The following is a 14,079-nucleotide window of genomic DNA, read 5'->3' as shown; positions in this document are numbered from 1 at the left end:
TGCGTCGGGTCCCGTCACGCCGGAGGTGACGCAGTCGTGAGCATCGAGTGGGACGACGAGGAGCTCGAGCCGCAGCGAGAGTGGACGCCGGCCGACCGCTGGCGACTCGCGACGTGGGTGCTCGTGTTCGCGAACATCGTCGGGCTGCTGCTGCTCGCGCCGATCGGCGACGGGTCGCTCGTGGAGGCCGCGCAGGCGTCGGGCGCCGACCAGGGGCCGGCGCGGCTGGTCTACTGGGTGTCGCTGCTCTCGTGCACGCTCATCGGCAACGGCATCGGCGCAGCTGCCGCCGCGACGAAGCAGCGCTGGGCGATCTTCGCGCCGATCGCCGCCGCGGTCGGCAGCTGGGCCGGCTTCCTGGTGGCGAGCTCGCTCGTCTGAAGCGAGCCGGAGCGGCTCAGGGCCGCTCGCCTCGCCGCCTCGCGAGGTGCACCGCCCCCGCGACGAGTGCCGCGCATCCAGGCAGGAGCCAGCCGGCGATCGCCGCCGAGACCGAGCGCACGTCGAGACCGCCGTCGACGACGCCGTGCGTGATCGCGATGGCGAACGTCGTCGCGGCGACGAGCATCGCCGCGCCGATGAACCAGAAGCTCGAGTCGCCGCGCCGCAGGATCAGGGCACGGGCGACGATGAGCAGCGCCCACAGGGCGAGCGGCCCCGCCGAGGCGACCGCCCAGCCGGCGATCGTCGCGCCGAGCCCGCCGCCGTGGGGCAGCGGCACGGACAGCAGCCGGCCGAGTCGCGCGGCGCCGAAGCGCTCGGCCACGACGGCGGTGCCGAAGTGCAGCGCGACCACGGCGACGACCTGCGCGCCGACGTGCGACGCAGGCGGCCGCGGGCTCGGTGCGCCGTCCATGGCATCCTCCCGCTCGATGGCCAGCCTCCAGCGTGCCGAACGCTACGGCCCGCCGAGCCGACTTCGCCGCCTCCTGAGGCGATGCTCAGCGCCTCGCGCAAGAGCGTTGCGCGAGACCGCAGGCTCGCTCGTGCGGCGCAGAACTGGCGGGAAAGGGCGGCCTGAACGCAAGATACGTGCGCTGGGCCGCCCATACGCTGGAAACACGCACCGATGGTGCGCCCGACGGCTTGATCCGCCCGATCCGGCCCGCTGATCCGCAGCCCGCACCGACCGCCAGGGAGGCTCCCATGACGATGACCCAGGCCACCGCCGCCGACCTCCGCCAGCACCCCGCCTGGCTCCGCATCAAGGCCGCCGCGACCGCGCTCCAGCCGCTCCAGTCGAAGAGCGGCGCGATCGATGACGCCGCGCACCACGAGAGCGCCCGCGCACACGTCGCCGAGCTGACCCAGGGCATCCGCGACATCGCCCCCGAGTTCCCGCACGACGCCGCCTACCTCGAGCAGGCCGCCCTCGACTTCGAGCGCTGGGAGGCTTCGGGCTTCGACGAGCCCGACTTCTTCGACTCGCTCGTGCGGTTCCAGCCGCAGGAGCACCGCGTCGACGGCCTGCAGCACCTCGTCGTGTTCCCGATGTACACGCAGAACGGCTCGCCCGACCGCAAGGTCGAGGCCGTGCTCGTCGAGGTCATCTGGCCCGAGTTCATCGCCGACCTCGAGGCGGGCGACTACTCGAACAAGCTCTTCGTGCCGCTGCGCTTCATCGACTTCACCGCCGGCTACGACACCAACTCGGCCGTGCTCTTCCCCGAGACGGTCGCGATGCGCGAGATCCCGACGTTCACGTGGGGCGCGATCTTCCAGGACCGCGAGGCCGCGCGCTTCCGCCGCGTCGTCGAGGCCGCGTGCGACGTCACGAAGCTCGAGCTGCCCGCCGACGCCGCCGAGATGCTCGCCGACCAGGGCCTCGCCGAGCGCACCTTCGTGATGTGGGACCTCATCCACGACCGCACCCACATGCGCGGCGACCTGCCGTTCGACCCGTTCATGATCAAGCAGCGCATGCCGTTCTTCCTCTACTCGCTCGAGGAGCTGCGCTGCGACCTCACCGCGTTCCGCGAGGCGGTCGCGATCGAGCGGCGCATCGCGGCCGACGACCGGGCGACGGATGCCGACCGCGACCTCGCGAAGCACGCGAAGCTCGTGCAGTACGCGGTCATCTTCGACCGCATCTTCCGCTTCGCCATCACGGGCTCGCGCGTGCGCAACTACGACGGCCTGGGCGGTCAGCTGCTCTTCGCGTGGCTGCACCAGCACCGCGTGCTGCACTGGACCGACACGCAGCTCGCCTTCGACTGGGACGAGGTGCCCGACGTCGTCAACAAGCTCGGCGAGGCGATCGAGCTGCTCTACTGGAAGTCGATCGACCGCCCCAAGGTCGCGCACTGGCTCGCCGCCTACGAGCTCGTCTCCTCCGTCGTCGAGCCGCACCCCGCATCCGCGTGGAAGGCCGGGAACCTGCCGCTCGACGGCACGCCGCGCCAGCTCACCGACCTCGTGATGGACGACGAATTCCCGCTCTCGATGTTCTACGAGGCGTTCGAGAAGAAGATGCGCAACGTCATCGGCTCGACGAAGGGCATCACCGCCGAGTCGGTGTAGCCGCCGCTCTTCCGCTGCAACGGGTGCGCTCGCACCGATGGGGTGCTGGTTCGCCAGCACCCCGTCGGTCGTTCCGCACCCGTCGCCGGGCAGCGCGGCTCACTCCATGTGGAGCTTGTCCTGCACCTCGCCGGCGATCTTCTCCATCGTGTTCGGCTTCGGCGTCGTGCCGTACCAGCGCGCGTCGGGCTGCGTCGCGGGCGGCATCGGCACGCCGGGCCCCGGCTCGGCGCGGTAGGAGAACTCGCCGTGGCCGTCGGGCGTGGGGCCCTTCGCCCAGCTGCCCTCGCTCGCGGCCTCGCCGTCGCTGAAGTTGATGTACTCGTACGAGACGTCGGTGTGCTCCTTCCGCTGCGGGAAGCTCGACGGCACCGGCCAGCCCTCGAGACCCTCCTCGCGCAGCTCCGCCGCGGCCGCCATCCACTGGTTCTGGTGCATCGTGTCGCGCGCGAGCAGGAACTTCAGCAGGTCCCGCACGCCGTGGTCGTCGGTCATGTGGTAGAGCCGGGCGACCTGCACGCGGCCCTGCATCTCGGCGTTCGCGTTCGACGTGAAGTCGGCGAGCAGGTTGCCGCTCGCCGTGATGTAGCTGCCCTGCCACGGGTTGCCCATCGAGTCGACCGGGCGGGCGCCGGCGCCGGCGACGATGCCGTGCTGGATGTCGGTGCCGCCGACGACGGCAGCGACCGTCGGGTCGGACTGGACGGCGTCATCGGTGATGCCGAGCGGCGCCTTCTCGAGCAGCTGCGCGATCATCACGGCGAGCATCTCGACGTGCCCCATCTCCTCGGCGGCGATGCCGAAGACGAGGTCGCGGTACTTGCCGGGCATGTGCATGTTCCAGGCCTGGAACGAGTACTGCATCGCGACCGAGATCTCTCCGTACTGCCCGCCGAGCACCTCCTGCAGCTTGCGCGCGTAGACCGCGTCGGGCTTGTCCGGCGTGGCCTTGTGCTGCAGCTCCTGGCGGTGGACGTACATGTGGTTCCTCCCGAACGATCGAAGCCCGAGATCGGGTGACCTCGGGCGGAGCACCGACGCCACCGGCGGGGCGTCGGCACGCGGCCCGCGTGTCGCATCCGAGCCTCCTGGGAGTCGGGTGACAGGGGACGGAACCGCGCGCGGAATGCACCAGGCATCGTCTCGGTTGGCTCGAGGACACAGACTTCTCGAGGAGGACGGCATGGCGAAGATCACGGTGCTCGGCGCGACGGGGTTCGCGGGCGGATGGATCGCGAAGGAGGCCGCGAGCCGCGGGCACGAGCTCACCCTCGTCTCTCGCTCGACGCCGAGCGAGGCACCCGAGGGCGCGCGCGTCATCCGCGGCTCGGTGCTCGACGGCGACGTGCTCGCGCAGGCGCTCGACGGCGCCGAGGTCGTCGTCGGCGCGCTCTCGCCGCGCGGCGACATGGAGGGCAAGGTGGCGGATGCGTATGCCGACGTCGCGACGCGCGTCGCGGAGACCGGTGCGCGGTTCCTCATCGTCGGCGGGTTCGGCTCGCTGAAGGACGCCGACGGCGAGCGGATCGTGAACACCGACGCGTTCGCGCCCGAGTACAAGCCGGAGTCGCTCGAGCTCTTCTCGGCCTACGAGCGGGTCGCGGCGACGGACGGGGTCGACTGGACCTACGTCTCGCCCGCCGGCACGTTCGGCGGCTTCGTGCCCGACCAGACGCGCCGCGGCGAGTACCGCACGGGCGGCGAGGACGCGTTCTTCGACGCGGACGGCGGCTCGGTCATCTCCGGCCCCGACTTCGCGCTCGCGGTCGTCGACGAGATCGAGGCGGGCGCGCACCGCCGGGAGCACATCTCCTTCGCCTACTGAGCGGCCGGCGCTGAGCGCGGCGGGGTGAGTGAAGTGTGCTTGACAGTCAAGCAGACTTGACCGTAGAGTCTCCTTGACATCGACCTACGCTCGACCGAAGGAGACGCCATGAGCGACCCCACCGCATCCGCCCCGCAGTCGACCATCGGCCGAGCCCGCTTCGGCGGCGGCACAGCGGCGCTCGTGCTCGTCTCGCTGCTCATCGGGCTCGCCATCTCGAGCGGCCTCGGGGGGCTCTACGCCTGGATCGGCGAGACCGGCGAGGCATGGATGCGCTTCGCGATCGTCGCGGTCGTGACGCTGCCGGTGAGCGTCATGCTGCCGTGGGCGCTGCTCGTCGACCGCTCGTCGCTCAAGGGCTCGATCGAGCGGCCGGAGGACTCGATCGAGTCGCGCTGGTACGCGAAGGCGGCCGAGGGCACGATGCACGACGTGCTCATCACCGTCGGCATCGGTGCCGCGCTGTTCTCGTTCACGCAGCTGCAGGTGAACACGGGGATCCTGCTCATCGTGCTCGGCACGATGGTGATGGCCGACTTCGGCGTGCGCTATCAGCTCGCGAAGCGAGCGGATGCCTGATGCGCAACGCCCTTCCCGAGCGCCGGGCGGAGCTCGGCTGGTCGCAGCAGCGGCTCGCCGACGAGCTCGGCGTCTCCCGGCAGACCGTCATCTCGATCGAGAAGGGGCGCTTCGACCCCTCGCTCCCGGTCGCGTTCCGGCTCGCAGCGGTCTTCGGCTGCACGATCGAGGACCTCTTCTCGCCGGAGTGATGGCCGAGCACGGCCGGCGATCGCGACCCTTCCCCGCACGCACCTTCCCGACTAGCCTCCCGCTCAAGGCGCCGTCCGGCATCGGCCACCGTGCCGGCCGCGCGAGGACGTCGGAGGAGGCACCGCTTGGCCGTCATCGCCGCCTACACGAGCCCCGCGATCGGGCACCTGCTGCCGCTGACGGGGGTGCTGCTCGAGCTGCAGCGGCGCGGGCACAGCATCCGGCTCCGGACGCTCGGCGACCAGGTCGAGCGGATGCGCGAGCTCGGGTTCGACGCCGACGCCATCGACCCCCGGATCGAGGCGGTCGAGATCACCGACTGGCAGGCGACGAAGCCGCTCGACGGCCTCGCTCGCGCGATCGAGACCTTCGTCGCGCGAGGCGCCTTCGACGGTGACGACCTGCAGCGACTGCTCGAACGCGCGCAGCCGGATCTCGTGATCACCGACATCAACTCGTGGGGTGCTGCCGCCGCGGCCGAGCGCTCGGGGCTGCCGTGGGTCGCATTCTCCCCCTACACACCCGCGGTGCGCTCCAAGGGCACGCCGCCGTTCGGTCCTGGCCTGCGGCCCATGCGAGGGCCCTTCGGGCGAGCACGCGATGCGGTCGCCTACCGGGTCGTGAACGGGGCGATGGAGCGGTTGATCCTGCCGCAGCTCAACCCGCTGCGGCAGCGGCTCGGCGTGCCGCCGATCATCAGCGCGAGCCAGGCCGACAGGCTCGCGCCGCTGACGCTCGTGACGACCGCCGAGCCGCTCGAGTATCCGCACCCCGACTGGGCGCCCGACCTCGTCATGGTCGGCCCCACCACGTGGGAGCCGCCGCTGCCCGCCCCCGACTGGCTCGAGGCGATCGACGGCCCCATCGTGCTCGTGACCACCTCGAGCGAGTTCCAGGCCGATGCCGACATCGTCCGCGTCGCGCTCGAGGCGCTCCGCGACGAGCCGGTGACGGTCGTCGCCACCATGCCGGCGGGCGTGCGCCTCGAGGGCGACCCGCCCGCCAACGCTCGCGTCGTCGACTTCGTGCCGCACGGGCTCGTGCTCTCGCGAGCGGTCTGCGCCATCACGCATGGGGGCATGGGCGCGACGCAGAAGGCGCTCGCCATGCGCGTGCCGGTGGTGGTCGTGCCGTGGGGCCGCGACCAGCTCGAGGTCGCGGCGCGCGTCGAGCATGCGCGCGCCGGCGTCCGTGTGCCGCGGCACCGGCTCGAGCCGAAGCGGCTGCGGGATGCGGTGCGGCGGGCCCAGGGGATGCGCGCGGGCGTCGAGGCGGTCGCGGCCGGCTTCGAAGCGGCGGGCGGCCCGGCGCGGGCCGCGTCGCTCATCGAGCAGCGGCTGCCCGTGCCGCCTCGCACGTGAGGCTTCCATCCAGCAACCCGCTCGCCCGACCGATGCGCCGATCGGGTGTGGAGCGGCGCGCTCCTCCTGCTGCCGCTCATCGCCGCGCACCCGGCGCTCGTGCTGATGGGCGTGCTGTGGTTTGCCTCGCGCCCGGCGGGCGTGGCCGGCCGCGCTCCTGGGCCTCGTGCTCGCGATCGCCTCGATCACCGCCGGCGTCGAGCTCGCGATGATCGACGCCGACCGATAGCCGGGCAGACTGGGCGCATGCGCATCCTCATTGCCGGCGCCACGAGCGCGCTCGGGCACGCCACCGCATCCGCCCTGCTCGAGGCAGGCCACCACGTGATCGCGGTCGGCTCGAACGCCGACCGCCTCGGGCTCGTGGATGCTTCGGCTCGCTTCGAGTGCGACCTGACCGACTTCGAGGCGGTGCGGTCGCTCGCCGAGGAGGTGGACGAGCTCGACGGGCTCGTGCACCTCGTGGGCGGCTGGCGCGGCGGCGGCGGCCTCGCGGGGCAGTCCGACGAGGACTGGGCATGGCTCGAGCAGCGGGTCGTCGGCACGCTGCGCAACACCACGCGCGCGCTCGCGCCCGCGATCGGGCGCTCGGCAGCGGGCGTCATCGCGATCGTCTCGACGACCGGGCTCGAGCGGCCCACTGCGGGCAACGCGAACTACGTCGCGCTCAAGGCTGCCGCCGAGACGTGGCTCGCCGCGGTCGGGCACGAGCTGCGGGCGACGCCCGCGCGCACGGTCGTGAAGCGCGTCAAGGCGCTCGTCGCCGACGCGGATCGCGCGGCGCAGCCTGAGCGCGACTTCGCCGGCTACACCGACGTCGCCGAGCTCGCCGCCGAGCTCGCCGCCGAGTTCGCGCCCGCCGCGACCGCCGACTGACGCCTCGCCCACCCGAGCCGCAATCCGCTCAACCGGGTGGCTGCGAGGGCAGCCGCCGACGAGGGCTCGGCCGCGCACAGGGCCGGTCGAGCGGCACGCGCCCGGCGCGGCCCGCGGCCGTCTGCCATGATCACCGCATGGCCGGCCCGGCGGTCCCGACGCTCCCCCGGCTCGTCGTGTCCGGCATCCTCGTGCGCTCGCTCGTGCTGCGCCCGACCGGCGCGCAGAGCGGGCAGCCGCGCAGCCTCGAGCTCAGGGACACGCCCGACGGCCGCCTCTGCGCTCAGCCCTCCATGCGCGTGAGCAGGAACACCGGGATGAGCCGGTCGGTCTTCACCTGGTAGTCGGCGTAGTCCGGCCAGGCCTCGACCGCGCGCGCCCACCACGCATCCCGCTCCTCGCCCGGCTCGAGCTCGCGCGCGAGGTAGTCGTGCCGCTCGGCGCCGTCCTGCAGCTCGACGTGCGGGTTGCGCTTGAGGTTCCAGTACCAGGTCGGATGCGTGGGGTGGCCGCCCTTGGACGCCACCACGAGGTACTCCCCCTCGTGCTCGACGCGCATGAGCGCGGTCTTCCGCAGCTTGCCGCTCTTCGCGCCGACGCTCGTGAGCACGATGATCGGCTTGCCGCGCAGCGTGTTGGCCTCGCGGCCGTCCGTGGCCTCGAACGTCTCGGCCTGCTTGCGCGCCCACTCCGACTCGCTCGGCGCGTACTCCCCCTGCAGCGGCATGGTGCTCCTTCGTCAGCCCTGTCGAGCCTCCAGCATGCCGTGCCGATCCGGGCGTCGCCCTCAGGCTCCCGCCGCCGTAGCGTCCCCTCGTCACGATCGGCCGCGGAGGAGGAGGCGACCGGCGAGCCGCACTGGGGTAGGACGAGGGCCGGTGCCCGGAGGCACCGACCCTCGAGCGGACTACGCCGTCTGCACAAGCTCCTTGTCACGCACTCGCAGTCGCTCGCCGAAGAACCCTCCGGCGGCAGTGATGAGCGAGACCACGGCCAGGATGACGACGGCAGGCCACGAGACCGCCTCGTCGCTCAGGCTGATGAGCCACGTCGCCGCGAACGGCAGGAATCCGGAGAGGGCGCCGGCGATGTTGTAGCCGAGGGAGACGCCGCTGTAGCGCAGCTCCGGCGGGAAGAGCTCCGACAGCAGCGCGCCCGTGACGGCATAGGTGATCGTCAGGAGCGCGATGCCTGCGGTCACGGCGAAGGTGATCGCGAGCGGCGACCCCGTGTCGATGAGCCAGAAGATCGGCGCCGCGGCCGCGGCGGTCAGCAGACCGCCCCAGAAGGTGACCCGACCAGGACCCACGCGCTCGGCGAGGCGGCCGCACAGCAGGATGACGACGATCTGCGCCGCAGCAGCGATGAGCGTCGCGTTCACCGCGATCTGGCGATCGATGCCAAGGGTGTTGGCGGCGTAGCTGACGACGAAGGTGTTCATGACGTAGAAGCCGCCGACGCCCAGGAACGCCGCGGCGATCGCGACGATGAGTCGGCCCCAGGCCTTCGTGAACACCTGCAGCGCCGGCACCTTCGCTCGCTTGTCGAGGCGGACGAGATCCTCGAAGATCGGCGACTCCTCGACCTTGAGCCGGATCCAGAGGGCGACACCGAGCAGGGGGAACGCCGCGAGGAACGGCAGGCGCCATGCCCATGCGTCGAAGTCGGCGGGCGGGAACAGCAGCACGAGCGCGATCGCTCCAGAGGAGAGCAGAGTGCCCACGGGGGAGCCGACCTGCACGAGCGCGGCGTAGCGGGCGCGCTGGTGCACGGGGGCGTGCTCGATCGCGATCGTGGTCGCGCCGCCCCACTCGCCGCCCACCGCGAGGCCCTGGAAGAGCCGCAGCACGACGAGCATCACCGGGGCGAGGATGCCGATGTCGGCGTAGGTGGGCAGCAGCCCGATCAGGCCGGTGGCGACACCGATGAGCACGATGGTGAGGATGAGCGTGGGGCGCCTGCCGACGCGGTCCCCAAGCACGCCGAACAGGAAGGCGCCGATGGGACGGGCGGCGAAGCCGACGCCGAACGTCGCGAGCGATGCGAGGACCGCTGCAGTCGGGTCGAGCTCGGTGAAGAAGAGTCGGTTGAACACCAGTGCGGCAGCGGTGCCGAACAGGAAGTAGTCGTACCACTCGAGCGCGGTGCCGACGAAGGCGGCGGTCGCGATGCGGCGGACGTCGCGGGGACTGACGACGATCTCCGCCGCCTCGCGCGACGAGTCGGCGTTCTCTGTCTGAGTCATGCTGCTCTCCTCCTCGAGCTCCACTGGGGTCGCGGGCGTCGGGGTGCTGGACGGTTCTCGCCGGCTCGGTGCGAATCGGCGGCGGACGGCACGATCGGGGCGTGCTACGTCGTCCTGTCATCGTCGCGGAGCGATTTGCACATGCTCAATGGCAGCAGCACGCACAATGGCGGCGCTGGATTGTGCAGCCGCCCAAAGCCGCTGCTGGGATCATGGCCGATCGGCCACCGCGGCAGACGCCAGCAGCACGTGCGCGAGCGCCGCATCGGTCGGCACCTGGACGTCGAGCCCCGTGCGCTCGCCGAAGGCGGACAGCCGATTGAGCACGGTGTTGCGATGGCAGAAGACGCGCTTCGACGTCGCGTGCACCGAGCCGGTGTGCAGATAGACGCGCACCGTCTCGAGGATCGCCCGGCGCTGGTAGTCGGAGAGCTCGTCGAGCGGCGCGAGGCGCTGCTCGACGAAACCCGGCACCATCTCGGCGAGCCGTCGGGCCGCGACCGCGGGCCAGAGGTCCTCGACGCGGGCGAGCGACTCTGATGCCGGCACTGCCGCGAGGAGAGCGCGCGCTGTACCGGCGCCGGTCGCGACCGAGAGGAGCCCGGGAAGCCGCCGCAGATGCACCCCGGGGAGGTCCGCGAGCTCCTCCGGCAACCGGTCGCCCTCCTCCCGCACCCAGAAGAGGCAGTAGGCGTCCCCGTGGCTGTGGCCGAAGAGGCTTCCCGCGGCGAGGCGCGGCTCCGCCGCCCGCTGCGCGAGCTCGATGCGCTCGACCGGCACCGCGATCAGCTCGAACTCCGCATCCGCAGGGACGCCGAGACCCTGGGCGATGCTCTCGACCGCACTCGGCCGAGGCGGATCGCCGCTCAGCAGGCGAGCGAGGTGGCGCTCGGTCGCCAGGCGGGCGTCGCGTTGCATCGCTGCCGTCTCGCGCATGAACGACAGCTGCACCTCGTCGACGTACTGCTCGACGACGGTGAGCACCGACTCGACCTGGTCCACGAGATCGGCCCGCTGATCCTCCCCCGCGAGCCGCTGCAGCCACCGCCATAGCACTCGGAAGTCGATCCGCACCGCTTCGAGCAGCGCATCGAGCGGCACGCCCTGGCGCGCGCGGCGCACCCCGAGCGATGTCGCGAGCGCCGCCTGGTCGGTGGTCGGGCTGCGCCCGGCCATGCGCGCCACGAGCATGCGCAGCGTCGCCTCCGCGGTGTCGCGGAGGTCCTGCTGCGAGACCGCGTCGCTCTCGTAGAGAGCGCGCTCACCGAACTCTCGCGTGAAGTCGTCCACGATGCTGTGCATCTCGACGTCGAGCCGATCGACGAGCGCCTGCCATGCATCAGCGCGCTGCGGCGGAGCGGGATCCATCGAGACCTCCTTGCCAGAGCTCGCGCGACGAAGTGTGCGCTTGCACAGTCTACGGCGCAGATCCAGTGCCGTGGGGCATTGTCGCTGTACTGCTGCCCAGATTGAATGGGCGACGAGCAGCACCAGGAGGCCTCGCATGCGCATCGACGCCATCATCGAGGACGCCCGCGTGCGCACGGTCGACCCTGCGCGCCCCTTCGCGAGCCGCATCGGCGTGTGGGATGGCCGCATCGTGGGCCTCGACGAGGAGCTCGACGGCGTGCGGGCCGATCGGCGCATCGATGCCGACGGCGGCGTGATCCTCCCCGGCTTCAACGACCCGCACTCGCACAGCGTGTGGTTCGGCCAGACGCTCGCCGAGCTCGACCTGGCCGGTGCATCGACGCCGGACGAGATCTACGGGCTGGTCGCGGCACGCGCCGCCGAGACCGACGGCCCGGGCTGGATCATCGCGTCCGGCTTCAACCCGCTCGGCCTCTCGGGGCGGCTCGACCGCGACGCGCTCGACCGCGCGGCCGAGGGCCGTCCCGTCTGGGTCAAGCACGCATCCGGCCACGCAGCGACGATGAGCTCCGCCGGCCTGCGTCGCGTCGGCATCGACGACGGGCCCAGGGCCGACCCGGTGGGCGGCGTCATCGCGCGCGACGAGCGCGGGCGGCCGACCGGGCTGCTCGAGGAGAACGCGATGCGGATCGTCCAGGACGTGCTCCTGCCCGATCCGCTCACCGCGATAGAGGACGCGCTCGGTCGGGCGACCGCCCGCTACGCACGAGAGGGCATCACGTCCGTCACCGATGCGGGCATCGCGGGCGGATGGATCGGCCACAGCCCCCGCGAGTTCGCCGCCTACCAGCGGGCGCTCGAGCGGGGCCTGCTGCGCACGAGGATGCAGGCGATGATCACCCTCGACGCGCTGACGGAGCTCGAGGGCCACGCCGACGACCCGCGCGCCATCGGCCTCACAGCGGGGGTCCGCAGCGGTCTCGGCGACGAGCGCCTGCAGCTCGGCCCGGTGAAGGTGTTCACCGACGGCTCGCTGCTCGGCGGCACCGCCGCGATGCACGAGGACTACCAGCACGACCACGGCAACCACGGCTACCTGCTCGGCGACCCAGAGGAGATGCGGGACCGGGTGCTCGCGGCCGCCGCCGGAGGGTGGGCGCTCGCGCTGCACGCGATCGGCGACGCCGCGGTCGACTACGCCCTCGACCTCGTCGACGAAGCGCAGGGCAGGCACGGCTCGGCGCCCTTGCCGAACCGCATCGAGCACGGCGGCGTCGTGCGCCCCGACCAGCTGGAGCGCATGGCGCGCCTCGGCGTCAGCCTCGTGCCGCAGCCGCGCTTCATCACCGAGTACGGCGACGGGATGGCCGCGCGCCTCGGGCCCGAGCGCACCGCGCGCTCCTATCCGGCGGCGAGCGTGCTGCGAGCCGGTGCTGTGCTCGCCGGCAGCTCCGACCGACCGGTGGCTCCCGGGGAGCCGCTGCGGATCGTCCAGGCCTTCGTCGAGCGCACCACCGAGAGCGGTGCGCTGTACGGACCCGACGAGCGGTTGAGCGTCGAGGAGGCCCTGCGGGCGTGCACGGCCGGGCCCGCGGCAGCGACCGGCTGGGGCCACCGGAAGGGCATCATCGCCCGCGGCATGCTCGCCGACCTCGTGCTGCTCGCCGACGACCCGTGCGAGGTGCCGACCGACCGGATCGGAGACATCGATGTCGTCGCGACGCTCGTCGGCGGCGAGGCCGTGCACGGCGAGCTGAGCGAGCGGTGACGACACAGCGGATGCCGCGCGATGCGGCACCGAGCGAAGGAGCGCACATGGACCACCACGACTCGGGCTTCCTCGAGGACTTCGCCGAGATGTCGACCTTCGGCGCGACGCCGGGCGGCGGCGTCGAGCGCCAGGCGGGCAGTGCCGCCGATCACGAGGTGCGCGCATGGTTCGCCGGCTGGCTCGAGCGAGCCGGCTTCGCGGTGCGCCACGACGCGATCTCCAACCAGTTCGGCTTGATCGAGCTCGTGCCGGGTGCGCCCTACGTGCTCGTGGGCTCGCACCTCGACTCGCAGCCGCTCGCAGGCCGCTACGACGGCGCGTACGGCGTGCTGGCCGCGGCGCATGCCGCTCGCGAGGTCGCGCGGCGGGTGCGGGCGGGCGAGCTGCGCCCGGCGTGCAACCTCGCGGTCGTGAACTGGTTCAACGAGGAGGGCAGCCGGTTCACGCCGAGCATGATGGGCAGCTCCGTGCTCACCGGCAAGCTGCCGCTCGAGGCAGCGCTGAGCGCAACCGATCGCGCCGGGGTCACCGTCGCCGAGGCGATCGCCGAGCCGGAGGACGCGCTCGACCTCACCCCGCCGCCCATCGCCGCCTATGCGGAGATCCACATCGAGCAGGGCCGCGGACTCGAGGAGTCCGGCACGACGATCGGGCTCGTCGACCGCACGTGGGCGGCGAGCAAGTACCGCATCGCGGTGCACGGCGAGCAGAGCCACACCGGATCGACGATCATGGCTGATCGCCGCGACGCGCTGTACGGCGCGGCGCTCGTCATCGTCGCGGCGCGAGAGCTCACCGAGGAGCTGCCCGCGGGGATGCTCCACTCGTCGGTGTCGGAGCTCGAGCTCGCGCCGAACTCGCCGGTCACCGTGGCGAGGCTCGTCGAGATCAACCTCGACCTCCGCTCCCCCGACGAGGCGGTGCTGGCTGGTGCCAACGAGCTGCTCGAGGAGCGCCTCGCCGGCATCGAGGAGCGCGCCCGCGTGCGGATCGAGCGCCGCCTGACGCACGAGTGGGGACTCCTCGCCTACCAGCCGGAGGGCGTCGAGCTCGCACGCTCTGCGGCCGCGGCCCTCGGCCTCTCCCATGTGCCGACGATGACGGTCGCCGGGCACGACTCGACGAACATGAAGGACGTCGCGCCGACCGTGATGGTGTTCGTGCCGAGCATCGAGGGCATCTCGCACAACGAGGGCGAGCGGACCGCCGACGAGGACAGCCTCGCCGGTGTCGAGCTCTTCACCGAGGTGACCGCCCGGCTCGTCGCCGGCGAGCTCGGCTCGACGGCAGCGTTCTCGCCCGGAGCCTGAGGCACAGCGTCGGCCGCGGGACCGACCGC

The 14,079-nt window shown here is 72.2% G+C and carries 14 protein-coding genes; 9 read left to right on the top strand and 5 right to left on the bottom strand.

Annotated features, from left to right (window positions below):
* The first annotated feature begins 36 nt into the window (after positions 1–36).
* Positions 37–381, top strand: coding sequence for a hypothetical protein (locus ACP7BI_RS00310; RefSeq protein WP_425842805.1), 345 nt, complete (start codon positions 37–39; stop codon positions 379–381).
* Between the two features lie 16 nt (positions 382–397).
* On the opposite strand, the gene ACP7BI_RS00305 is transcribed toward ACP7BI_RS00310, so the two are convergent.
* Positions 398–856 carry a hypothetical protein gene (locus tag ACP7BI_RS00305; RefSeq protein ID WP_425842803.1) on the bottom strand — a complete coding sequence of 153 codons (459 nt, stop codon included), beginning with the start codon at positions 854–856 and terminating at the stop codon, positions 398–400.
* Positions 857–1,146: 290 nt separating this feature from the next.
* Here ACP7BI_RS00305 and ACP7BI_RS00300 point away from each other — a divergent pair, with 290 nt between their 5' ends.
* A complete protein-coding gene (locus ACP7BI_RS00300) occupies positions 1,147–2,520 on the top strand; it encodes a DUF6421 family protein (RefSeq protein WP_425842801.1) in 1,374 nt (457 codons plus the stop codon).
* 99 nt (positions 2,521–2,619) lie between these two features.
* Here ACP7BI_RS00300 and ACP7BI_RS00295 read toward each other — a convergent pair whose 3' ends face one another.
* Positions 2,620–3,501: a manganese catalase family protein gene (locus tag ACP7BI_RS00295; RefSeq protein WP_425842799.1), complete on the bottom strand. Its 882-nt coding sequence runs from the start codon at positions 3,499–3,501 to the stop codon at positions 2,620–2,622.
* A 202-nt stretch (positions 3,502–3,703) separates the two neighbouring features.
* Here ACP7BI_RS00295 and ACP7BI_RS00290 point away from each other — a divergent pair, with 202 nt between their 5' ends.
* The 5 genes from ACP7BI_RS00290 to ACP7BI_RS00270 all read left to right on the top strand — a co-directional run bounded on the left by ACP7BI_RS00290 (position 3,704) and on the right by ACP7BI_RS00270 (position 7,353).
* Positions 3,704–4,345, top strand: coding sequence for an NAD(P)-dependent oxidoreductase (locus tag ACP7BI_RS00290; RefSeq protein WP_208064112.1), 642 nt, complete (start codon positions 3,704–3,706; stop codon positions 4,343–4,345).
* 108 nt (positions 4,346–4,453) lie between these two features.
* On the top strand, positions 4,454–4,924 hold the full coding sequence (locus ACP7BI_RS00285; protein ID WP_425842797.1) for a hypothetical protein: 471 nt from the start codon (positions 4,454–4,456) through the stop codon (positions 4,922–4,924).
* On the top strand, positions 4,924–5,115 hold the full coding sequence (locus ACP7BI_RS00280; RefSeq protein ID WP_425842795.1) for a helix-turn-helix transcriptional regulator: 192 nt from the start codon (positions 4,924–4,926) through the stop codon (positions 5,113–5,115). The genes ACP7BI_RS00285 and ACP7BI_RS00280 overlap by 1 nt, the downstream gene beginning before the upstream one ends.
* 126 nt (positions 5,116–5,241) lie before the next feature.
* Positions 5,242–6,477 (top strand): glycosyltransferase, encoded by a 1,236-nt coding sequence (locus ACP7BI_RS00275; protein WP_425842793.1) that lies wholly within the window; start codon positions 5,242–5,244, stop codon positions 6,475–6,477.
* Between the two features lie 246 nt (positions 6,478–6,723).
* Positions 6,724–7,353, top strand: a complete 630-nt coding sequence (locus tag ACP7BI_RS00270) for an SDR family NAD(P)-dependent oxidoreductase (protein WP_425842791.1) — start codon at positions 6,724–6,726, stop codon at positions 7,351–7,353.
* Between the two features lie 283 nt (positions 7,354–7,636).
* On the opposite strand, the gene ACP7BI_RS00265 is transcribed toward ACP7BI_RS00270, so the two are convergent.
* The 3 genes from ACP7BI_RS00265 to ACP7BI_RS00255 form a co-directional block, all read right to left on the bottom strand.
* Entirely contained in the window at positions 7,637–8,080 is a 444-nt protein-coding gene (locus ACP7BI_RS00265; protein WP_425842789.1) for a nitroreductase family deazaflavin-dependent oxidoreductase, read from the bottom strand.
* A gap of 180 nt (positions 8,081–8,260) precedes the next feature.
* Positions 8,261–9,598, bottom strand: a complete 1,338-nt coding sequence (locus ACP7BI_RS00260) for an MFS transporter (RefSeq protein ID WP_425842787.1) — start codon at positions 9,596–9,598, stop codon at positions 8,261–8,263.
* A 210-nt stretch (positions 9,599–9,808) separates the two neighbouring features.
* A complete protein-coding gene (locus ACP7BI_RS00255) occupies positions 9,809–10,966 on the bottom strand; it encodes a helix-turn-helix domain-containing protein (protein WP_425842785.1) in 1,158 nt (385 codons plus the stop codon).
* 136 nt (positions 10,967–11,102) lie between these two features.
* Here ACP7BI_RS00255 and ACP7BI_RS00250 point away from each other — a divergent pair, with 136 nt between their 5' ends.
* Both ACP7BI_RS00250 and ACP7BI_RS00245 read left to right on the top strand, forming a co-directional pair.
* Positions 11,103–12,737, top strand: coding sequence for an amidohydrolase (locus tag ACP7BI_RS00250; RefSeq protein ID WP_425842784.1), 1,635 nt, complete (start codon positions 11,103–11,105; stop codon positions 12,735–12,737).
* 47 nt (positions 12,738–12,784) lie between these two features.
* A complete protein-coding gene (locus ACP7BI_RS00245) occupies positions 12,785–14,050 on the top strand; it encodes a M20 family metallo-hydrolase (RefSeq protein WP_425842782.1) in 1,266 nt (421 codons plus the stop codon).
* Positions 14,051–14,079: the final 29 nt, after the last annotated feature.

The sequence above is a fragment of the Agrococcus sp. TSP3-2-1 genome, assembly GCF_049897585.1.
GTDB lineage: Bacteria > Actinomycetota > Actinomycetes > Actinomycetales > Microbacteriaceae > Agrococcus.
Note: the sequence above shows the minus strand (reverse complement) of the source record. Positions and strands in the feature narration are given on the sequence as shown.